This window comes from Pseudonocardia sp. 2-7, assembly GCF_056341085.1.
Window position 1 is genome coordinate 1 of sequence record NZ_CP094508.1, and the last position, 20,406, is coordinate 20,406.

The following is a 20,406-nucleotide window of genomic DNA, read 5'->3' on the forward strand; positions in this document are numbered from 1 at the left end:
ACCCGCCCGGCCTCGGCGCGGGCCAGGCGGGACGCCGAGCTGACCCCGCGGCTGGTCGGGTTGTGGGAGAACAACTACCGCGTCTACGGGGCACGCAAGTTGTGGAAGGCCGCCCGCCGCGACGGCTTGGACGTCGGCCGTGACCAGGTCGCCCGCTTGATGCGCGCGGCGGGTATCGAGGGCGCCCGACGGACCAAGCGCCTGCGCACCACTCGGGCGGATCCAGTCGCGGCGCGCCATCCGGACCTGGTGCAGCGCCAGTTCCGGGCCGACGCGCCGAATCAGCTGTGGGTTACCGACCTGACCTACGTGCCGACCTGGGCCGGGGTCGCCTACGTGTGTTTCATCGTCGACGCCTTCTCGCGGATGATCGTGGGCTGGCGGGTCGCCGGGCACATGCGCACCAGCATGGTGCTCGATGCGCTAGAGATGGCGCGCTGGTCGCGCGGCACCCGGCTGCCGGACCTGCGCTGTCACAGCGATGCCGGGTCGCAATTCACGTCGGTGCGCTACGGCGAGCGGCTCGCTGAGATCGGCGCGGTTCCGTCGATCGGCAGCGTCGGGGACTCGTTCGACAATGCGCTGGCCGAGACCGTGAACGGCTACTACAAGGCCGAGCTGATCCGCGGACCCGCCCGAGACGGTCCATGGAAGACAGTGGAGGACGTCGAGCTCGCGACGCTGGGCTGGGTGCACTGGCACAACCACCAGCGCCTGCACGGCTACCTCGGAGACCGGCCTCCGCACGAGTACGAGCAGGCGTTCTACGCTGCCCACCGGGACGACCAACACCCGGTCGGAATCCCATAGCGCGAGTCTCCATCAGCCCCAGAGCGACTCACTCCGAGGGGCCGTTGAAGAAGCGCCTGGCCAAGATCCGCCCCGAGTACGTCGGAGTCGATCCGGTCACCCGGATGTCCTACCGGCCCGGGGAGCTCGCCCAGTGCGACCTGTGGTTCCCGCCGACGAAGATCCCTGTCGGCGCCGGTCAGGCGCGGATTCTGCCGGTGCTGGTGATGGCCCAGGGCTACTCGCGGTTCCTGTCAGCGACGTTGCTGCCGTCGCGTCAGACCGGTGACCTGCTCTCAGGCATGTGGCAGCTGATCACCGCGCTGGGGCGGGTGCCGAGGACGCTGGTCTGGGACCGCGAGGCAGGTATCGCGATCAAGGGCCGGGTCAATGCCCCGGTCGCCGCGTTCGCCGGAACGCTGGCCACGCGCATCCAGCTCGCTCCGCCGCGGGACCCGGAGTTCAAGGGCATCGTCGAACGCGCCAACGGCTATCTGGAGACCTCGTTCCTGCCGGGGCGCTCGTTCACCTCACCGGCGGACTTCACCGCTCAGCTCGAGGGCTGGCTGTCCCGGGCGAACCAGCGGGCGGTCCGCTCGGTCGGCGGGCGCCCGGTGGATCTGTTCGAGGCCGACCATGCTGCGATGCTCGGGCTGTCACCGGTCGCCCCGGCGGTCGGGCTGCGCCATCGGACCCGGCTGGCCCGTGATCACTACGTCCGGGTCGACACCTGTGACTACTCGGTGGACCCGCGGGTGATCGGCCGGTTCGTCGAGGTCTATGCCTCGCTCTCGACGGTGATCGTGGTCTGCGACGAGCAGGTCGTGGCCCGCCACCGCCGGTCCTGGGCACAGCGGGCGGTGGTCAACGACCCGGCCCACCTGGCGGCGGCGCAGGTCTTGCGCCGCGAGTTCGCCGCCCGACGTGAGGCCGGCGCCCGCACGGCACGTCAGCACGCCGACGGCCACACCGTGGTCCTGCGGGCGCTGCCGGACTACGACGCCTTGTTCGGCGTCGACTTCGACCCCACCCCTGATCTCCATTCCACTCCCCAGTCTGCGGAGGCCACACCGTTATGAGTCCCACCAGCACCAGCACCAGCCCGGCTACGAACGGGACCCGCACCACCGCGACGAAGACGGCTGGCTCGGACGGGCTGGGCGCGCAGCTGGCTTATCTGACCCGGGCGTTGAAGGTCCCCACGATCGCGGCCTGCTGGGAGAAGATGGCCGAGCAGGCGCGGGACCAGAACTGGTCGCACGAGGAGTTCTTGGCCGCGTTGCTGGCCCGCCAGGTCGCCGACCGCGAGGCCGCCGGGACCACGATGCGGATCCGGACCGCGCACTTCCCGCAGGTCAAGACGTTGGAGGACTTCAACCTCGACCATCTGCCCTCGTTACGCCGGGACTTGCTCGCTCACCTGGCGACGGGGACGTTCGTGTCGAAGGCGGAGAACGTGATCCTGCTGGGTCCGCCCGGGATCGGGAAGACGCATCTGGCGATCGGGATCGGGGTCAAAGCCGCGCAGGCTGGGCACTCTGTCCTGTTCGACACCGCTTCCAACTGGATCGCCCGGCTCGGCGCCGCCCACCACACCGGCACTCTGGAGGCGGAACTGAAGAAGATCCGTCGTTACCGGCTGATCATCGTCGACGAGGTCGGTTACATCCCGTTCGACCAGGACGCGGCGAACCTGTTCTTCCAGCTCATCGCCTCGCGTTACGAACAAGGCAGCGTCATGGTCACCTCGAACCTGCCGTTCGGGCGGTGGGGCGAGACGTTCTCCGACGACGTCGTCGCCGCAGCCATGATCGACCGTCTCGTCCACCACGCCGAAGTCCTGACCCTGTCCGGGGAGTCTTACCGGACCCGGGCGCGCCGCGAGCTCCTCGCGAAGGATCGAGCCACCAGCGACTGACCTCGGCCCGTCATGCACCAGCCCAAGCGAGGCGATCGGTCGCCTGCCCGACCAGCGCCGCTGTCGAGGGCGACGTCGTTGTTCGATGCAGTGCGTCCCAGCGGGCGTTATGGGCGACCGGCCACAGGCTCGCTGCCCAGACGAGCTCCTGCTCCTCGGCGGTGAACGATCGGCCGCGCACCTGCTGATATGCCTCCACGAACGCCTCTGAGCTGGCGATCGTCGCCAGCGACGGCGGTTCACCAGGCAGTCTGGGGAACGCTCCGCTCGCAGCACCGACCAGCGCAGCCTCGGGTTGCCAGGCCACGCTGTCCCAGTCGTGAATCGCCCACAACGTCGGGCCCTTCCAGCGCAGGTTCTGCGCCTCGAAGTCGGCATGGCCCAGGACACAGGGCGCGTCCGCCGCTCGCAGCCGCGACCGCGCTCGCTGGGCGACCTCGCTGACGAACTGCGGCACGAGGCTCTGGTCCTTCTCATCGAGGAAAGCGATGCTCGGCCAGACGCCGGGCCCGGGGTGGTCCCACCGGACCCAGCGCGGATTCGGCAGCAGCGGGCCGGCCTGCACGTTCTGCAGCTCCTCAAGCAACCAGCCGAACACCTGTCCATAGCGCCCTGCGACCTCGGGGGAATCGCCGCCCCACACCTCCCCGCCAGGCCGGAACTCCTCGGCATGAACGACCATCCCGTCCGAGGTGACTGCCCTCGTCAACGGTCTCGGGCACGGAAACCCGCGCTCAGCGAGCTGCGCCTGCACGCGCACACAGCCAGCCCCGCGGCCGTCGTCCTCACGGACCTTCACGACTGCCTCGGATCCGTCCGTCAGACGCATCCCCAGCACTGACGACATCTGCACGAGGTCGAACAGAACCTCTACAGGTTCGCCGCCGAGGTGATCTCGACACCACGCCACGATCCAGGCCGGCACCTCGTCGGCAAGCATCCATGCACTGTCTCACTGAGCTGCCAGGCCACCCCAGAGTCATTTTTCGGAGTCCCGGAGGGGGTCAACTTTGACGAACCGTTGACAGGTATGCGCGCCGGCGTGGTGCAGCTCGACGAGGTGGGACTCCTGGCGCGGGCTGAGCTTGGGCTTCTTGCCACGCAGCCGGCCCTTGGCGCGGGCGACCTTCATGCCCTCCCGGGTCCTCATCTTGATCAGGTCTGACTCGAACTCGGCGACCATGGCCAGCACGTTGAACAACAATCTGCCGACCGGGTCGGTCGGGTCGTGGACCGACCCGCCGAGGCTGAGCTTGACCTCGCGGGCGGTGAGCTCGGCGACGATGTCGCGGGCGTCGGGCAGCGACCGGGCGAGCCGGTCGAGTTTGGTCACGACCAGCACGTCGCCGCCGCGGCACGCGGCCATCGCCTCGCGCAGCCCGGGCCGGGCCCGGTTGGTTCCGGTCAGGCCGTGATCGACGTAGATCCGCTCGGGCGCAACGCCGAGGGTGGTGAGGGCGTCGCGTTGGGCGGTGAGGTCTTGTTCGTCGGTGGAGACCCGGGCGTAGCCGATCAGTAGTCCGCTCACCGTGCGAGTGTCCCAGTAAGCGCCCCTTCATCGGGCATTTCATCGGGCGGGTCTTACGGGAATCGCCGAGCAGCAGCGATCTTCGGTTCGCGGGCGGGGCCGGGGTGTCCCGGTGGGGGTTCGGTCTACGAGACGAGGTCGCGATCCGTGCGCCGCGACGCCTGCGTCGTCGACCGGAGAGAAGATCGTGAGAGGGTACGGCCGAGCAGCCGACAGCGCATGGTCGGTCGACGCCACGTGTGGCGTGGTCAGCCCGGTGTGTCGGCCAGCGGTTGAACCAGTCGGTACTTGCCGCCGGTGGCGGGTTGGGGGAGCTGCTCGGCGCGTCGAACGGTGATCTGGGCGAGGCCGTGGGCGGCGAGCAGGTCGGTGAGTTCGCGGTGCACGTGGGCCCAGGCCTGCTGCGGGGTGGCGCCGGGTGCGGGCTGGATTCGCACCGAGAGCTCGGTCGGGGAGATCTGCAGGATCTGGAACAGCGCCACGGAGGGCAGCCGGTCCAGGCGGGTCGAGAGGGTCAGCGGGGTGAGTGTCACGGTGGTGCCGTGGGTGGTGGGGAGGGTGAGTAGGTCCGCGGTGCGGCCCTGCACCCGGATCGCGGGCAGTGGGCTGCCGCAGTCGCAGGGGTCGGGGCGGGCCAGGACGCTGTCGCCGAGGTCGTAGCGCAGGATCGACTGGGCCCGGTTGGCCAGGTTGGTCAGCAGCACGGTGTGGGACTGCTGGCCGGGCGGGGTGGGCCGGTGGTCGGCGTCGACGGGTTCGAGGATGGCCCAGTCGGCGTTGACGTGCAGCCAGCCGTGGTGGCAGCTGTAGGACAGGAACGGGCACTCGGTCGCGGCGTAGGAGTTGCCCACCGCGGAGCCGAACGCGGTGGCGATCCGCGCGATCTCTGGGTCGGGCAGGCCTTCGGCGGCGAGCGCGACCAGGGCGGGGCGGATCCGCAGCCGCCCGGCCTGTTGTTCGGTGGCCAGCAGCGCCGCGGTGGTGGCGTAGGGGGCGAGCACGGCGGGTGGGAACGCGTTGAGCTGGGTCACCAGTTCCGGCAGCGGGGTGTGTACCGACAGCGCCTGGACCCGGCGGCGGCCGCGTCTGGTGCGGCGCAGGCGGGCGGCCGCGGCGGTGGAGGCGAAGTGCCCGCCGGTGGCGGTGACCATCGCCAGTCGTCCCCGCCCGGCGATCAGCCGGGGCAGCGCGCTCGCGTTCAGCCAGGTGCTGAGCATGCGCGAGCTCAGCGCGGTGGTCACCGCGAGTGCCCGCTCGTCGAGCAGGAACATCCCCCGCGTGCCGGTGGTACCCGACGTGGTCGCCACCGTGTAGCCGGCTCGGGAACCGCCGCGGTAGCCGGGTGGGATGGCGAGGAACGGCTGGCCGATCTGGGCGGGGTCGGCCACGAACGCCTGCACCCGCTCCCTGCTCGCGCGCGGGTCGGTGACCCAGTCGTCGAACCGTGCCATCAGTGCCGCCTTGCTGGTGACCGGCAGCAGGCGCGGGTCCTCCACCCGGCCGGGCAGGTCCTGGTAGAGCTCGCGGTACACGCTGCCGTGGCCGCGGGCGAAGTCCACGAGCTCGGCCAGGCGGGCGCGTTGGCGGGCGTCGATCGCCTCCGGGCCGTGTCGGTAGGTCCGGCGGGCGTCGAGCAGCAGCCGCAACGCCCCGTCCTCGCCGGCGGGGCTCACCGCGGTGCGGCGTCGCTGTACGGGCGCTGGGCCACCCCGAGCAGGTAGTGCCCGCGAACCCGGGTGCGCCACCGGGACCCGACCTGCAGTCCCTGGCGCTCCAGTTCGGCGACGAACTCGCTCGCGGTGAACCGGTCCTCGGTGGGGTGGTCGAACAGCCACCGGTAGCCGCGGGTGGCCAGCGCGGCGGCGGTGACCTCGTCGAAGTAGAACCGCCCGCCCGGCTTGAGCACCCGAACGATCTCCGCCAGCGCCGCTCGCCAGTCCGGGACGTGGTGCACGATCGCGAAGTCGAACACCGCGTCGTAGCTGTTGTCCTCGGCGTCCAGGGCGGTGCGCAGGTCGGTCATGTCGCCGGTGGCCAGCCGCACCCGCTCCCCGTAACCAGCCAGCCGGCGCTTCGCCCGAGTGACCATGGCCGGGTCCAGGTCGATCGCGTCCACACGAGCCGCGGCGAACCGGCGCAGGATCAGCTCGGTGCCGTACCCCGCCCCGCACCCCACCTCGAGCACCCGCGCGTCCGGGGATAGTGCCCCGCCCAGCCGCAGCAGCGTCGGGGTCTCGTAGAACCGCTGCAACGCGCGCCGCGGCGGGCTGTTCACCAGGGCCGTTTCCACCCGGTTCATCAACACGACAGACCTCCCAGTTATCGACGATATGCGGTTACATCGTTGGCTAGCGATGGATACCAGAGGTGTCGCGGCGGTGTCCAGGGCTGCGACGATCGAGGGCGTCGAAAAGCTGGCGCCGAACATGGGCCACATGCGTTATCATCGCCGCATGACGATGCCAGATGCGGTGGCGGTGTCCCCGCGCCAGGAGTTGATGCCGGCTGCGGCGTTGTTCCACAGCCTGTCCGACCCGACCCGGCTCGCGATCGTGCAGCACCTCGCCCGGGGCGAGGCGCGGGTGGTGGATCTGACCGAGCGGCTCGGGTCGGCGCAGTCGACGGTGTCGGCGCACCTGGCGTGCCTGCGCGACTGCGGCCTGGTGATGGGCCGTCCGGAGGGCCGGCAGATGTTCTACTCGCTGACCCGCCCGGAGCTGCTGGACCTGCTCGCCGCCGCGGAGAGGTTGTTGGGGGCGACCGGGTCGGCCGTGGCGCTGTGCCCGAACTTCGGTACCGGCACCGTGGGGGTGCGCGGTGAGTGACGCGTGCGGGTGCGGCCCCGATGAGCCCCGCGTCGACGCCGAGACCGGTGAGGTCGTGGCGGAGCGGGAGCCGGAGCGGTTGTGGGAGGTCTCCGAGCTGCGCGCCGCCGCGGTGGCCGGGGTGCTGCTCGGCGCGTCGCTGGTCGTGGGCTGGTCCGGTGGGCCGGCGCCGGTGGAGCTCGCCCTGCAGGTCCTCGCGCTAGCGGTGGGGGCGTGGACGTTCGTGCCGTCCACACTGCGCCGCCTGGCCAAGGGCAAGATCGGGGTAGGCACCCTGATGACCATCGCCGCGGTCGGCGCCGTCGCGCTCGGCGAGGTCGGCGAGGCCGCGATGCTGGCGTTCCTGTTCTCCATCAGCGAGGGCCTGGAGGAGTACTCGATCGCCCGGACCCGCCGCGGCCTGCGCGCGCTGCTCTCGCTGGTCCCCGAGCAGGCCACCGTGCTGCGCGGCGGCCTGGAGATCGTGGTCGCTCCGGGCGAGCTGCGGGTCGGGGACACCATGCTGGTGCGCCCCGGGGAGCGCCTGGCCACCGACGGGACCGTCGGGACCGGGCGGACCGCGCTGGACGTCTCGGCGATCACCGGGGAGTCGGTGCCGGTCGAGGCCGGCCCCGGCGACGAGGTGTACGCCGGGTCGATCAACGGCACCGGCGTGCTGGAGGTGCAGGTCACCAGCACCGCCGCGGACAACTCGCTGGCCCGGATCGTGGCGATCGTGGAGGCCGAGCAGTCCCGCAAGGGCGCCGCGCAGCGCCTCGCCGACCGGATCGCGCGTCCACTGGTCCCGGGCGTGCTGGTCGCCGCCGCACTGATCGCCGTGGTGGGCAGCGTGTTCGGTGACCCGCTGGTGTGGATCGAACGCGCGCTGGTCGTGCTGGTCGCCGCGTCACCGTGCGCGCTGGCGATCTCGATCCCGGTGACCGTGGTCGCCGCGGTCGGCGCGGCGAGCAAGATGGGGGTGCTGGTCAAGGGCGGCGCCGCGCTCGAGGCCCTGGGCGCCGTGCGCCAGGTCGCCCTGGACAAGACCGGCACCCTGACCCGCAACCGGCCCGTCGTGATCGAGGTCGCCACCACCGGTGGCGCCACCCGCGAGCAGGTCCTCGCGCTGGCCGCCGCGCTGGAGGCGCGCAGCGAGCACCCCCTGGCCCGCGCGATCCTGGCCGCGGTCGACCAGCCCACCCCGGCCGCCGACGTCGAGGCCGTGCCCGGCGCCGGGCTCACCGGCCGCCTGGACGGGCGTGCGCTGCGGCTGGGCCGGCCGGGCTGGATCGACCCCGGTGACCTGGCCGGGCCGGTGCGCGGCATGCAGGAGGCCGGGGCGACCGCGGTGCTCGTCGAAGCCGACGGGACGGTCCTCGGCGCGGTCGCCGTGCGCGACGAGCTGCGGCCCGAGGCCGCCGAGGTCGTCGCCCACCTGCAGCGCGACGGCTACCGGGTCGCGATGCTCACCGGGGACAACCACGCCACCGCCGCCGCGCTCGCCGCGCAGGCCGGCATCCGTGACGTGCACGCCGAGCTGCGACCTGAGGACAAGGCTGCACTCATCGCGACGATGCGCGCCGAACGGCCCACCGCGATGGTCGGCGACGGCGTCAACGACGCCCCCGCGCTGGCCACCGCGGATCTGGGCATCGCCATGGGCGCGATGGGCACCGACGTGGCCATCGAAACCGCCGACGTCGCCCTGATGGGTGAGGACCTGCGCCACCTGCCCCAGGCCCTCGACCACGCCCGACGAGCCCGGCGGATCATGCTGCAGAACGTCGGGCTGTCGCTGGCCATCATCGTCGGACTGATGCCGCTGGCCCTGCTCGGCGTGCTCGGCCTGGCCGCGGTCGTCGCCGTGCACGAGCTCGCCGAGATCCTGGTCATCGCCAACGGGGTGCGCGCCGGCCGCACCCGCGCGCTGTCTCCCACCGCCGCCACGGTGCTCCCGCCGTCGGCGCCGACGCGCCCGCAACCGCTCGACGCCGCACATCGCGGCTGATGCCGGTGAACACCGGACGGATTCCCGAGGTTGAGGGGTAGGTGCAGGACGTGGTGAGGGACCAGACGCTGCAGCTGCTCCGTCAGGGGTACCGCTGGGCCGGCGGGCTGCGGCCAGACCCCCCGACGGCCCCGTGGGCGGTACCGACCCGGCTGCTGGGCCGCCGCGCGGTGCTGATCGGCGGCCCGGCCGGGGTGCGTCGCTTCTACGATCCGCGGCTACGCCGCCGCGGGTCGCTGCCGGCCCCATTGAAGCTGGTGCTGTTCGGCCGGGACACGGTGCACGGCCTCGACAATGCCGAGCACCACCACCGCAAGGCGCTGTACCTGCGGGTGCTCACCGCCGACGCGGTGGCCGACCTCGGTCGGTGTGCCGAGCAGGAGTGGCAGGCGGTCACCCGGCGCTGGGCGGGCGGGGCGCCGGTGCGGCTGTTCGACGAGGCCGTGCAGGTCCTGGGCGCGGCCGTGCTGCCGTGGGCCGGGATCCCGATGGCGTCCGCGGAGCTGCCCCGGCGGGCGCGGCAGCTCGCCGACATCGTCGACGGGTTCGGCACGCCGGGGCGGCCCTTCGCCCGGGCCGCCCTCGCCCGCGCGCGGCTGGGCCGGTGGGCGGCCGGGCTCGTCCGCCGGGCCCGCCTCGGACAGATCCACCCGGCGCCCGGTACCGCGCTGCACGCGGTCGCGACGGCCCGGGACCTGCGCGGGCGGCCGTTGCCCGCCCGCGTCGCCGGCGTCGCACTGCTCAACTTCGTGCGCCCAACCGTGGCCGCGGCCTGGTACGTGGCCTTCGCCGGCATGGCCCTGCACGAGCACCCCGAATGGCGCCACCGCCTCGCCGACACCGAGCCCGACCAGGGCGCTGTCGCCGCGTTCGCCCAGGAGGTGCGCCGGCGCTACCCGTTCGTGCCGGTGCTCGCCGCCGTGGCCCGCGAGGACCAGGACGTCCTCGGCGTCCCGGTCCCGCGCGGCGGGCTGGTGGTGCTCGACGTGCACGGCACCGACCACGACCCGACGCACTGGCCCGACCCCGACCGCTTCGACCCCGACCGCTTTCTCGCCGGCCCGGTCGACCCGGACACCCTGGTACCGCAGGGCGGTGGCGACGTGGCCACCGGGCACCGCTGCCCCGGCGAGGACGTCGTGCTCACCATGATCGCCGTCGCCACCCGCACGCTCGCCCGGCTGGACTACACGCTGCCACCCCAGGACCTCGAGGTCGACCTGTCCCGGGTCCCGACCCGCCCCCGCAGCGGCGTGCTCCTCACCCCCACCGCCCGCTGACGCATCGCACCCGGCCCGCGCATCACCCTGGTCGCCGCAGTGTCGGCGGCTGGTTCGGGTGCGCGGTCGCCAGGGCCGCCGCTCACGAGGTGCCGTGGGGTTCACGAGGTGCCGTCCGAGGGGGGCGGCCCTGGTCTGCCGATTCCTGCTCCGTGGCGTGTCCTGCGACGCTGCGGTTCTCGGTGCGCCACGACGCCCACAGCAGGGCGAGCACCCCGAGGGTGATCGCGGTGTCGGCCAGGTTGAACGTCGGGAACCAGCCCAGCCACAGGAAGTCGGTGACCGCGCCGTCCCCGGCCCGGTCCACGATGTTGGCCATCGCACCGCCCAGCACGAGGCCCGCCGGCACCGGCGGGCGCAGCCAGCCGGCGACGATCGCGACCAGCACGCCACTGGTGATCACCCCGGCCAGCGCGAGCACGGCCCAGGTCGGCAGCCCGTCGCCCAGACTGAACGCCACCCCGGTGTTGTAGCTGAGCTGTAGGCGCCCGATCCCGAGGTCTACCGGCGCGCCGGGCAGTCGGGTATCGGCCAGCCACTTGGTCACCACATCGACCAGGACAGCGACCGCCGCCGTGACACCGGCCGTGGCGACCGAGCGTGATCTCGGCCAGGCACTCATCGGCGCGACTCCGCCCGATCGCTCGGGTCCCCGTCCGACCTCGCACCAGCGACAGCAATCGGCATAAGGCGATGATAAACGGCGGAGCCGATGACAGCGCACCGGCTCCGTCTCGCCGCGGAGAGGCGGTGCCGCCAGCAGTACGCGGATGCGCCGCCTCAACAGACCGCAGCCGCGGCACGCCGGCACCTACAGGCCGAAGGCGCCGCCCTCGACCAGGATGACGATGCCCAGACCGATCAGCACGATCGGGAACAGCACCTGCTCCCAGCGCTCCAGCACCTCGGCGATCGGTTTGCGGGTGGCGACGAAGCGCGCCGCGGCGACCAGCACGGCGACCAGGGCGAGGAACACGATCGAGTAGGCGATGATGCCGCCGGTGCCGACGGTGGCGAAGACCGGTACGTAGACGCCGATGTTGTCCCCGCCGTTGGCGAAGGTGATCGCGGCGATGGCGGGCACGCTGAGCGCCTTGCCGCTGAGCTTGCCCTCGTCGTCATCGTCGTCACCGTCACACCAGGACCGCCAGGACCGCCAGGCCGCGAGCAGGCCCAGGACCAGCGGGATCAGGCCGAAGTACGGGATGACCTCCTCGGGCAGGAAACTGCGCGCGCCCAGGGCGACGAGCACCGCCGCGGCCAGGATGGCGCCGAAACCGAGGTACTGACCACCGAGGATCCTGGCCGTGGTCCCCGGGACGCCGGCACCTCGGGCATAGAACAGCGACAGCACGATGACGTCGTCGATGTTGGTGACCATGAACAGGCCGATGGCCTGCAGGGTCCACGTGAGGGGTTCCATGGCTGCTGCCTTCTTGGTGGTCGCCGACATCGTTCGGTCGGCGAGAGTCGGCCGCCGGGGAGCGGGCGGTACGGCGGTTCGGGCACGCCGCTCCAGCGGAGCGTGGTCCCGGTGAGCTACGACATGACATGCCGACCGAGCGGTGGGGCACCGCGAGCGGGGTGAGGACCGCTACGGCGGCGCCGGCGCTCGCGCGCGGTCCGACACGCTGTCAGCGTTCCGGGCACGTGACGCAGCGCGGGCGTGCTCGTGTGACCCAGAAACGGCAGACGAGCCGTGAATACGCTGAAGACGCTTGGTCGGGCACGCAGCATCGTCATACGACGATGCTATCATCGTCCGCCGCTGTCATAGTCAATAGCCGATGCAAATTCTCGCCGCGCTTTGCCGGCGTCGACCGGCCGCCGGGTACCTCGCGCTGCAGCGTGGACAGCGGCGTGACAGGTCAAGGCGCGATCGTAGGTCGGCGCCTGCGGACCACCGTCACCGAGAACCGGTGACGGTCGGTCACAGCGGTTTAGTGTCCTCCGGTGCACAGCACGATCAGCAGCATGAGCGGCGGCGACGATGTGGACCTGGGGTCGACCTGCCGGAGCCGCCATCACGTCAGCACTGCGCGGCGCGATGTCGGCGGCTCGACGCCCGGTAGAGCGGCGGTCAACGGTCCTCGTCCTCGTCGCCGGTGTCGGGATCGCGCAGCGTACGGCGGGTCCCGGCGAGGTCGGGGAGCTGGAACGAGTAGTGCCCGTGCACGTTGAGGTGACGGCGCATGTAGGGCGAGAGCCGTACAACGTCCTCGCCGCGCACTGGGCAGCCCTCCTGGCGCAGTTGGGCGAGGGCGGCATCGAGGTAGACGGTGTTCCACAGCGTGATGCAGTTCAGGACCAGCCCGAGCGCGCCGAGCTGGTCCTCCATGCCCTCGTGGTAGGCGCGGCGCAGATCGCCGCGGCGGCCGTGGAAGACGTGCCGGGCCAGGTCGTGGCGGCCTTCTTGCAGGTTGCGCATGCCCTTGATCTCCGCCCGGTACGGGGCTTGATCGACATACGACAGCACGTGCAGGGTCTTGAAGATCCGCCCGTAGTGGGCCAGGGCCTCACCGAGCTGGGTCGGGTTGCCGCCGTGGGCGAGCATCCGCAGCACGTCGTGCGCGCTGACCGCGCCGGTGTGGATGGACCCGGCCAAGCGCAACAGGTCGGGCCAGTGCGCCCTGACCCGACCGAGGTCGATCTTCCCGCGGGCGGCGGTGGCGAGCGGGCCATAGTCCGCGCCCGGGTTGATCCGCCACAGCTTCGCGTCGGGCAGGTCGGCCAGCTGGGGGCGGTAGTCGAACCCGAGCAGCCGCATCAGCCCGCACACCATGTCGCTGTACGAGCCGGTGTCGCTGATGATGACCTCCGGGCGGCGGCCGCCGTCCTGGCGGTAGATCAGGTCGATCACGTGCAGCGAGTCACGCGGGGTGCCCGACACGACCAGCCCGGCCAGCCCGACGGCCTGGTCGTTGACCAGATTGAGCAGCGTCACCCCGCGCCTGCGCCCGAAGTAGCGCGGGTTGGGACGGGCGTCGATGCTGCGCACCGGCACCACGAACCGGACACCGTCCACCGCCGCGAGCAGCCCACCACCCCACGCCTGGGCCAGCGGAATGTCGGCCTGAGCGGTGATGAGCGGGGCGTTCGCTGCGGCGTAGGTCTCCGCGCGCAGGTAGTTCTGGTCGACGTGGCTGATCCGGTGCCGGGTCAGCGCCGCCACTCCGGGGCTGAGGACCGGCGTGAACCCGACGTTGAGCGCGTGCGCGGTCAGCGCGGCCGCCACGCTCACCGACAGGTCGTCCAGGCGGGCCTGGCCGCCCGAGGCCGGAGTGAACGCCGCCGCGAACTCCGGGTGCCAGGACATCACCTCCAGCACCACCTCGCCGATGTCGACCCGCGGGAGCATCGCCTCGCACCGGCGCCGCAGGTCGGTCAGGCTCGGCGGATCGGAGACGGCGTCGATCTTCCCGGCGTGCAACCGGCCTTGCTCGTCGATGGAGACCTCGGTGTTGGCGATCAGGCGCCCCGCGACGTGGCGCAGCGCGGCGTCGAGGTCGCTCGCGTGCTCGGCCAGCAGCGGGTCGGAATCGTGCGGGAGCTGCAGGGCGTTGAGCACCGGGCCGCGGGCGGCCTCCCACGCCGGGCCGTCCAGCAGCTGCGCGCGCGGGTCGGCCCAGCGACCGGAGGCAAGCGCGAAGATGTCGCGGCGGCGCAGCCGATGGTGAAATAGCTCTAGTACGCAGAATACGTAGCCGGCCCGGTTCACCGTGGTCTCCGGTCGCCCGGGGGTGAACACCACCCGCGCCCAGCCTGGCGGGACCAGGTCCACCGCGACCTTGCGGGCGTCGAGGTACCCCGCCGGTACCCGCGCCGTCGGGCGGGCATCGAGCAGGTCCGGCAGGGCGCGCAGCGCGTCGAGGACGGGGGTGGCCTCGGCGGTGGCGTCGAACCGAATGGCCGTGCACAGCATCGGCAGGAACGGGCGCACCACCGCATAGCGGTCGGCCAGGGTCGCCCGCCACTCCGTGTCGGGATCTGTGCCCGGGGCCGGCACGACGTCGGTGATGTTCGCGACCGCGGTGCGCAGCTCGGCCCGGGAGACCACGTTCTCGATCGCGTCCCAGACCAGCTCCAGCGTGATCTCCGGGCCCCATGTCGTGGCCTCGAGTAGTACCCCGACCGCGGCGGCCAACTTCCCGGCGTCGCGGCTGACCCGCGGATACCGCCGGGCCTGCTCGTCACGGGTCTGGCGTTGCGCACGGGCCAACAGCTCCGTGGTCATCAGCACGTCGAACAGCTCCACCGCATCGTCGGTGGCCCTAGCCTGCAGCCCCACCACCGTGGCCAGCAGCGTCGCCAGCCGGCGGGCGTAAGGGTGGCGGCGCAACGCCGGCGCCTTCCCCGCCATGCCGTAGCGGGCCAGCTCGATCACCCGCCGCCGTGGGACCGCCCCCAGCTCGATCTGACCGACGCCGATCGCGGACAGCTCGCTGACCCGATCCAACGCCGCTGCCATCGCGCGGCCCGACGCCCGGGTCGGGCCCCGGCGCAGCCGTTCCAGCTCCGAGGTTCGTGCCCCGTCAGGGATCTCCAACAACAGATCCAACGCAGCGGCCTGCGACGCAGTCAGCGGGGCGGCCAGGGTGTCCCACAGCCGCGCCATCGCCGCGTCCCGGACCCGGGCCACCAACCGAGCCAGGGTGGACACCCCGGGCAGCAGCACCCGGTGCTCCCGAAGCCAGACCACCGCGCCGTCGAACAGCGCCTTCGGGCCATCCCCGGTGGTCCACGCCCGGTCATCCACCCACCGCGCAAGCTCCTCGGCCGCCGCGGTGAACTCGACGAACCCGTACGCCTCGCGGATCTGCGCTGCGTGCTCGAGCCGGGTCATCTCCCGGACCCGGTAGTCCTTCACACACGACGGATCAACGATGTCGAGCTGCTCGGCCAGGTAGTCCACGACCTCGGTCGGAACATCGGTCGGATCGGCCAGGAACCGGCCGATGAACAACAACGTCGTGAGCTGCACCGCGAACCCCAGCCGGGTGTGCGGCAGCCGCTTCGCCTCGACCAGAGCGCGGGCCTTGTCATCGAGCAGGAAGCAGCGGTCCAGCTCCGCCGTCGACGGCGGTCTCGCGTAGCAGCCGTACGTCGCGGCCTGCGCGTCGGTGAGGAACTCGACGGGCACGGAGAACCCCCAGCACGCCACGGACTCGAACGTCGAGCCCAGACCGTTCCCCGAACGCGGCGACGCTACCGCGAGCCCCGGGCTGGCGCCGCTCTACCGATGGATCCCGTTCCGTTGTTCCTCACGGGCCACTCCGGCGATGGCACCTGGGACCACGTTCTCGCGGCTCTGCTGACCGACGCCGACACCGCCGGGATCGTGGACTGGGCGGTCAGTGTGGACTCCACGATCCTCCGCGCCCACCAACACGCCGCGACCCTGGCCCGCGACACAGGGGGCAGGATCGAATTACACGAATCTGCTCGCCGAGCCCGGCGATCACGCCTTGGGTCGGTCTCGCGGCGGGCTGTCGACGAAGATCCACCAGCTCGTCGATGGTCACGGCCGGCCGCTGGTGGTCCTGCTCGGACCGGGCCAAGGCGGGGACTCGCCGATGTTCCCGCACCTGATGGCGCATCTGAGCATCGCGCGAGCGGGCCCGGGACGTCCCCGAACACGGCCGGAACGACTGCGCGCTGACAAGGCCTACTCCTCGCGCGCGATCCGCCGCCATCTACGCGAGCGGCGGATCGTCGCCGTCATTCCCGAGCCCGCCGACCAGCAAGGACACCGCAAACGGCGAGGGGCACGCGGCGGCCGCCCGCCCGCGTTCGACCGCGCCGATTACCGCAATCGCAACGTCGTCGAACGCGGGTTCTGCCACGTCAAGCAGTGGCGCGGGCTGGCCACCCGTTACGACAAGCTCGCGCTGACCTTCCGCGGCGGCGCCGTCCTGAAGGCGATCGTCACCTGGCTCCGCGCTTTAGGAGACACGCCCTAGTGGTGTCGGCGCTGGGGCCAGGGACCGTGACCGGCACGCTGCTATCCGCCGCTTGCGCTGGAGCCGCCGGCTGGCAGCTCACCAGTCCGACATGGGCGGCAGGATCTCGCACCGCTAAACCCCACAAGCGACACGAACGGCCCCGGCGCGCCGCCGGGACCGTTCGTGTCGTCAACGGGTTCAGGCCGCCGGTCGTGCCACGCCCGCGGCCACCACCACCAGGATCGTGCAGAACATCGACACCGCGGCAGTGGCCACCGAGCTGATGGCGGTCAGCACTCGGTCGAGCAGCTGCGCACTCCGACACTGCCGCTCCGGGTGCCGCGACCACACCGCGGTCAGCACCACCAGCACCACCAGCACGGTCATCAGCAAACCCGTGATCGGGACGACGTTGTGCAGCACCCCCGCGGCGAGCTCCGCCGCCGTCGGCAACATGATGATCATCTTCGCTCCTCCGGATCGAACCGGCGAGTGAACCTCCTGGTCACACCCGGTACGAGACGAAGAGTGCCGAGGAGCGCGACCCCCCTGCAACGCCGGCTCGACACGGGATAGACTGCCCCCTTAACGCGCATCGCACCTGGAGCGAAGCGTCAAACGAGCAGTCAATCGCGTACAGGCAATCGCTCAAAAGTCGGATTTGAGATAGTAGGTCTCATGGCGCGGACGGTCGACGATCGGTTGTCGAAGCGCCTCGACCTCCTGGCCCGCCTGCAGTACGGGACGGGCCGCGAGGGCTCCGCCGACGCCGTTGCCCGAGCTGTCAGGCAGCGCCTCTGGGCGCAGCGCCCGCAGTCGGCCCCACCGGTCGTCCGCCTCCGGGCACGTCTTGTACTGCGCGGAGGCCGGGAGATCAGCCCGCTGCGGGAGCTCGCCACATCGAAGGGGGTGGCGGTGCAGATGCTGCTCGTCGCGCTGTTCGTCGAGCAGTGCCGCAAGCCGACCAACACCATCGGCACACCGACCCCGATCCCGCTGGCGTACCCGGTGGTGGCCGGCGACCCCTGCTGGCGGCACCTGATCGCGCTCCCGACCGAACGCCGGCCGGGGCGCCGTACGGGCACGTCTCGCGGCCTGGCGAACAGCCAGCTCGACCAACTACGCGCCGCGCTGGACAGGCTCCACGACTTCGGCAAGGTCGATCTAAAGGAATCCCGTCCGCGGTACGAGGAGTTCACGGTGCGCGACGAGAGCGTCCTGCGTGGTGCTCCGATCCAGCCTTACAAGGTCCCGGCGCCGGCGCGCGAGCTGGTGATCGACGTGCCTCCAGAGTTCTTCACCTGCGGGTGGGTTCATGCCCTCGGCCCGGACGAGACGGTCGCGTACTTGTTCCTGCTCTACCGGAACCAGTTGAGCCAGGAGAGCAACGACGACGGGCTGAGCGTGAACGACGACCTGTGGGGACTGGCCTTCGAGCGGCCCCGAGCGCAGCGGGAGGCCTACCGACGGCTGCACCGGATGGGCCTGATCAGCGCCGATCGCAGCGATCTTCGCAACCAGGACGGCACGATGCCCGACGGGGCGGACAACACCCTGGGAGTACGGCCGGTCAACGAGATGACCTTCCGCGTCGATCTGGAGCGCCTCACCGACGACGGCGTCAGCGCGGCGATCGACGCACTACGGCGGCAACTCGACGGCGAAGGGCTCGATGACGCGTCCCTCGCCTCATGGACCGAGCGCCACGGAGGCGTCTGAGGTGGCTGGGGCTCCGAAGCCCAATGCCGTCCGCGAGGCGATCGCGGACTCCATCGCGGCGAACCTGAAGTCCTACAACGTGGCCGCGTTCTGCGAGCGGCTCGGGCTGGCGGCTCAGGGCAAGGATGACGATCCGTCCCGCAGCAAACGGCTCTACGTCCAGGCCCGCCTGCAGGGCCACGGCCTGCCGGAGCTGCTGCCGGTCGCTCGCGTGGTGCTGTCGGAGTGGGACGACCCGCAGTTGCAGGCAACCGTCGATCTGCTCGGCGTGACCGGTGTCGCGGGTGAGCTGAAGAATCTGATCTTCGCCTCAACCGGTCCGAAACCCGAGATCGTCCTGCGGGACGCGTTGAACAACACCATCGAGATCACCAAGGGCGCCGGGACGTGCCTGGTCTACGACCGCCCCCTGCCTGACGACGGGCTCACCTGGGGAGCCCTCGTGGAGTGGTGGGCCACCGAGATCCTGCACGAGACCAACCTCGACGTCGCCGGCCGCCACCTCTACCGGCGACTCGCGCAGTCGACCGCCACCAGCAGCAGCCCTCCGGAAAGCCTCCTGCTGCGCGCCTACGCACACCGCTACACCGATCGGTCTGTCCCCGCGCTGCTGCCGCAGGTGTACCTGCACTACGACCCGTACCTTCGGCCGGATCCGCTGCTGCGCCCCGGCTCGGTGGTCCGTCAGCGGATGGATTTCCTGCTGCTGCTGCCCGGACGGCGGCGCGTCGTGCTCGAGGTGGACGGCCAGCACCACTACGCCACCGACGACGGACGCCCGAGCCCCAGGCGCTATGCCGTCATGGCTGCAGAAGACCGCCGCCTGCGCCTGGCCGGCTACGAGGTCTATCGCTTTGGCGGCGCCGAGCTCGCTGATCCCCAGCGCGGCCGGACTGTGCTGGACGACTTCTTCTCCAAGCTGCTCGACGACTCTCCAGCAGAGCTCTGACCGGGCACGGCCGCGAGGAGGCGGCTCGGTCGAGCGCATCATCGACCGCCCCAGCGCCAGTCATCCGCTCGCGGACGACGATGCTCAGGTGGCTTACCGAACTGGATCCCGTCGATGCTCGCCACGGCCGGCGCACGCCGACCGGTGGGTCTACGCCCCTCCGCGATCAGGCAACCGCCCTGAGGCCGGATGGTGCCCTGTCCGGCCTAGCCGATAACGAATTATGACAGTTCACTCAGGAGTCGGGTCGGAAGCCGTGGAGAACGGGACACTAAGGTCTGCTCATGTGGTCTTTTGTTGTCGACTTGTCCCAGGTTGTCGGAGCTGCACTAAGCCTAGTCGCCCTCATCGTCGCACTCTACGCTCTGTATAAGTCGAACCTAGATCTAACCCGCGAACGCACCAACCTTCACGAGTTAGAAATCTTGCGTCAGATCGGGAGTCGCCTACACCCAAAAGCTGACCCACTTGAAACTGCCGCACTAATAGTGCTACTTCCAGATACGGATTTCCCGTTGGCTAGAGCGGGCCTCACGCACGACGGAACCGAAAAGGGACAACGCGCATTCGATGTGGGGTTTCAGCAGTACATGACCGAGACAGATGATTCAAACCAGGACGAAAAAGCCGAGTGGCGATACCTCGGTCGCCGGGTTTGGGGGTCCGCAGATTCACGTTCAATCCTGCGACGAGAGTTTGATGACGCCGTCTCCCGCAGAGTAAAGAACCCCAACAGGTAGCACGCCCTCATCCCCACACAGCCTGATCTCCACCGGTCCACGGGACTACCTCATACCGTTGAGCACCGGCGATAGTCGTAGGGACGTACCCAGTGCCAGCGGTGACCCCGAGCGTGCGCATAGCACCTGCCTGGGTCGCGATCAGGCCGCCGGCCGCGACGTCCCATAGGTGCAGGGTCTCGGTGTGCGCATCCAGGCGCACCACGACCCGGCACCGGCCCAATCGGCCGCGGTGAGCGGCTACCTGATGAGGCGTCCGCGCCGCGGATGCAGGGGCGCGCGCATCACCGGTGTGCGTGAAACGCTGAAACCGGATTCCTCGTACATTCGACGACCGTCATCGGTGGCGAGCAACTCCGCGCGGCCCGCATCAACGGTGTGACTCCAAGCGAGCACGGCGTCGAAGGCTGCGCGGCCGTGACCCCGACCCCGAGCCCCAGGATCAGTGCATACGTTGCTGATCAGCACATCGCCCTCGGTCGAGTGCGGTGATGGGGGCGCTTCTCGGAGTGTGCCCAAGGCGGTCGCGACGACCGCGCCATCCACCTCGACGACCACGATGCAGAAGCGTGGGTCCTCCAGCCGCCGCGTGAACCACTCCGTCGCCGCGGCCTGCCAATCGGCGGAGCCATGCTGCGGGACCCCCATCGCCCGGAACATCTCGACACGAAGCCGTACAACGGCCTCAACGTCGTGTGCCCTCGCCCTACGGACACGCCGGGTCGTCAC

16 protein-coding genes and 2 pseudogenes are annotated in these 20,406 nt (G+C 70.9%); 9 read left to right on the forward strand and 9 right to left on the reverse strand.

Annotated features, from left to right (window positions below; all coding sequences use genetic code 11):
* From MTO91_RS26845 to istB, 3 genes and pseudogenes are all read left to right on the forward strand, one after another.
* The coding region (locus MTO91_RS26845; RefSeq protein WP_476655035.1) for an IS3 family transposase at window positions 1-810 on the forward strand (810 nt) is incomplete at its 5' end.
* A gap of 32 nt (window positions 811-842) precedes the next feature.
* Window positions 843-1,868 (forward strand): annotated as a pseudogene (locus tag MTO91_RS26850) (Mu transposase domain-containing protein); the annotation flags it as partial.
* Window positions 1,865-2,707, forward strand: coding sequence for an IS21-like element helper ATPase IstB (gene istB, locus MTO91_RS26855; RefSeq protein ID WP_281010848.1), 843 nt, complete (start codon window positions 1,865-1,867; stop codon window positions 2,705-2,707). The pseudogene MTO91_RS26850 and the gene istB, both read left to right, overlap by 4 nt.
* A gap of 10 nt (window positions 2,708-2,717) precedes the next feature.
* Here istB and MTO91_RS26860 read toward each other — a convergent pair whose 3' ends face one another.
* From MTO91_RS26860 to MTO91_RS26875, 4 genes are all read right to left on the reverse strand, one after another.
* Window positions 2,718-3,647 carry a phosphotransferase gene (locus MTO91_RS26860; RefSeq protein ID WP_281010846.1) on the reverse strand — a complete coding sequence of 310 codons (930 nt, stop codon included), beginning with the start codon at window positions 3,645-3,647 and terminating at the stop codon, window positions 2,718-2,720.
* 39 nt (window positions 3,648-3,686) lie between these two features.
* The gene (locus MTO91_RS26865) at window positions 3,687-4,235 is read right to left on the reverse strand and encodes a recombinase family protein (protein ID WP_100877232.1); all 549 of its coding nucleotides are present in this window, start codon (window positions 4,233-4,235) and stop codon (window positions 3,687-3,689) included.
* 248 nt (window positions 4,236-4,483) lie between these two features.
* Window positions 4,484-5,908: a phenylacetate--CoA ligase family protein gene (locus MTO91_RS26870; RefSeq protein ID WP_281010845.1), complete on the reverse strand. Its 1,425-nt coding sequence runs from the start codon at window positions 5,906-5,908 to the stop codon at window positions 4,484-4,486.
* The gene (locus MTO91_RS26875; protein WP_100877393.1) at window positions 5,905-6,534 is read right to left on the reverse strand and encodes a class I SAM-dependent methyltransferase; all 630 of its coding nucleotides are present in this window, start codon (window positions 6,532-6,534) and stop codon (window positions 5,905-5,907) included. The genes MTO91_RS26870 and MTO91_RS26875 overlap by 4 nt, the downstream gene beginning before the upstream one ends.
* Window positions 6,535-6,688: 154 nt before the next feature.
* On the opposite strand from MTO91_RS26875, the gene MTO91_RS26880 reads away from it, so the two are divergent.
* The 3 genes from MTO91_RS26880 to MTO91_RS26890 are packed head-to-tail and all read left to right on the forward strand — an operon-like array spanning window position 6,689 to window position 10,327.
* Window positions 6,689-7,060, forward strand: coding sequence for an ArsR/SmtB family transcription factor (locus MTO91_RS26880; RefSeq protein ID WP_208622880.1), 372 nt, complete (start codon window positions 6,689-6,691; stop codon window positions 7,058-7,060).
* Entirely contained in the window at window positions 7,053-9,047 is a 1,995-nt protein-coding gene (locus MTO91_RS26885) for a heavy metal translocating P-type ATPase (protein WP_100877370.1), read from the forward strand. Before MTO91_RS26880 ends, MTO91_RS26885 begins: the two co-directional genes overlap by 8 nt.
* Window positions 9,048-9,097: 50 nt before the next feature.
* Complete coding sequence (locus tag MTO91_RS26890; protein ID WP_100877391.1) at window positions 9,098-10,327, forward strand: cytochrome P450; 1,230 nt, start codon at window positions 9,098-9,100, stop codon at window positions 10,325-10,327.
* Window positions 10,328-10,409: 82 nt separating this feature from the next.
* Here MTO91_RS26890 and MTO91_RS26895 read toward each other — a convergent pair whose 3' ends face one another.
* The 3 genes from MTO91_RS26895 to MTO91_RS26905 all read right to left on the reverse strand — a co-directional run bounded on the left by MTO91_RS26895 (window position 10,410) and on the right by MTO91_RS26905 (window position 15,467).
* Window positions 10,410-10,949 carry a signal peptidase II gene (locus MTO91_RS26895; RefSeq protein ID WP_100877369.1) on the reverse strand — a complete coding sequence of 180 codons (540 nt, stop codon included), beginning with the start codon at window positions 10,947-10,949 and terminating at the stop codon, window positions 10,410-10,412.
* Between the two features lie 189 nt (window positions 10,950-11,138).
* Window positions 11,139-11,750, reverse strand: a complete 612-nt coding sequence (locus tag MTO91_RS26900; RefSeq protein WP_100877368.1) for a cadmium resistance transporter — start codon at window positions 11,748-11,750, stop codon at window positions 11,139-11,141.
* Window positions 11,751-12,407: 657 nt separating this feature from the next.
* A complete protein-coding gene (locus tag MTO91_RS26905) occupies window positions 12,408-15,467 on the reverse strand; it encodes a Tn3 family transposase (protein WP_100877390.1) in 3,060 nt (1,019 codons plus the stop codon).
* Between the two features lie 138 nt (window positions 15,468-15,605).
* On the opposite strand from MTO91_RS26905, the pseudogene MTO91_RS26910 reads away from it, so the two are divergent.
* Window positions 15,606-16,287 (forward strand): annotated as a pseudogene (locus tag MTO91_RS26910) (IS5 family transposase); the annotation flags it as partial.
* Window positions 16,288-16,467: 180 nt separating this feature from the next.
* On the opposite strand, the gene MTO91_RS26915 reads toward MTO91_RS26910, so the two are convergent.
* Window positions 16,468-16,734 (reverse strand): hypothetical protein, encoded by a 267-nt coding sequence (locus tag MTO91_RS26915; RefSeq protein ID WP_253066744.1) that lies wholly within the window; start codon window positions 16,732-16,734, stop codon window positions 16,468-16,470.
* Window positions 16,735-16,947: 213 nt separating this feature from the next.
* Between MTO91_RS26915 and MTO91_RS26920 the strand changes: the two genes are divergently transcribed.
* Window positions 16,948-17,988: a hypothetical protein gene (locus MTO91_RS26920; protein WP_253066743.1), complete on the forward strand. Its 1,041-nt coding sequence runs from the start codon at window positions 16,948-16,950 to the stop codon at window positions 17,986-17,988.
* Window position 17,989: 1 nt separating this feature from the next.
* Window positions 17,990-18,937: a hypothetical protein gene (locus tag MTO91_RS26925; RefSeq protein ID WP_253066742.1), complete on the forward strand. Its 948-nt coding sequence runs from the start codon at window positions 17,990-17,992 to the stop codon at window positions 18,935-18,937.
* A gap of 980 nt (window positions 18,938-19,917) precedes the next feature.
* On the opposite strand, the gene MTO91_RS26930 is transcribed toward MTO91_RS26925, so the two are convergent.
* Window positions 19,918-20,325 carry a GNAT family N-acetyltransferase gene (locus MTO91_RS26930; RefSeq protein ID WP_253066741.1) on the reverse strand — a complete coding sequence of 136 codons (408 nt, stop codon included), beginning with the start codon at window positions 20,323-20,325 and terminating at the stop codon, window positions 19,918-19,920.
* Window positions 20,326-20,406: the final 81 nt, after the last annotated feature.

Bases quoted from the DNA above. Each gene is read 5' to 3' on its own strand.
- istB (WP_281010848.1), top strand. From the start codon at position 1,865: ATGAGTCCCACCAGCACCAGCACCAGCCCGGCTACGAACGGGACCCGC.
- MTO91_RS26860 (WP_281010846.1), bottom strand. From the start codon at position 3,647: ATGCTTGCCGACGAGGTGCCGGCCTGGATCGTGGCGTGGTGTCGAGAT.
- MTO91_RS26875 (WP_100877393.1), bottom strand. From the start codon at position 6,534: ATGAACCGGGTGGAAACGGCCCTGGTGAACAGCCCGCCGCGGCGCGCG.
- MTO91_RS26880 (WP_208622880.1), top strand. From the start codon at position 6,689: ATGACGATGCCAGATGCGGTGGCGGTGTCCCCGCGCCAGGAGTTGATG.
- MTO91_RS26895 (WP_100877369.1), bottom strand. From the start codon at position 10,949: ATGAGTGCCTGGCCGAGATCACGCTCGGTCGCCACGGCCGGTGTCACG.
- MTO91_RS26900 (WP_100877368.1), bottom strand. From the start codon at position 11,750: ATGGAACCCCTCACGTGGACCCTGCAGGCCATCGGCCTGTTCATGGTC.
- MTO91_RS26915 (WP_253066744.1), bottom strand. From the start codon at position 16,734: ATGATCATCATGTTGCCGACGGCGGCGGAGCTCGCCGCGGGGGTGCTG.
- MTO91_RS26920 (WP_253066743.1), top strand. From the start codon at position 16,948: ATGGCGCGGACGGTCGACGATCGGTTGTCGAAGCGCCTCGACCTCCTG.
- MTO91_RS26930 (WP_253066741.1), bottom strand. From the start codon at position 20,325: ATGGGGGTCCCGCAGCATGGCTCCGCCGATTGGCAGGCCGCGGCGACG.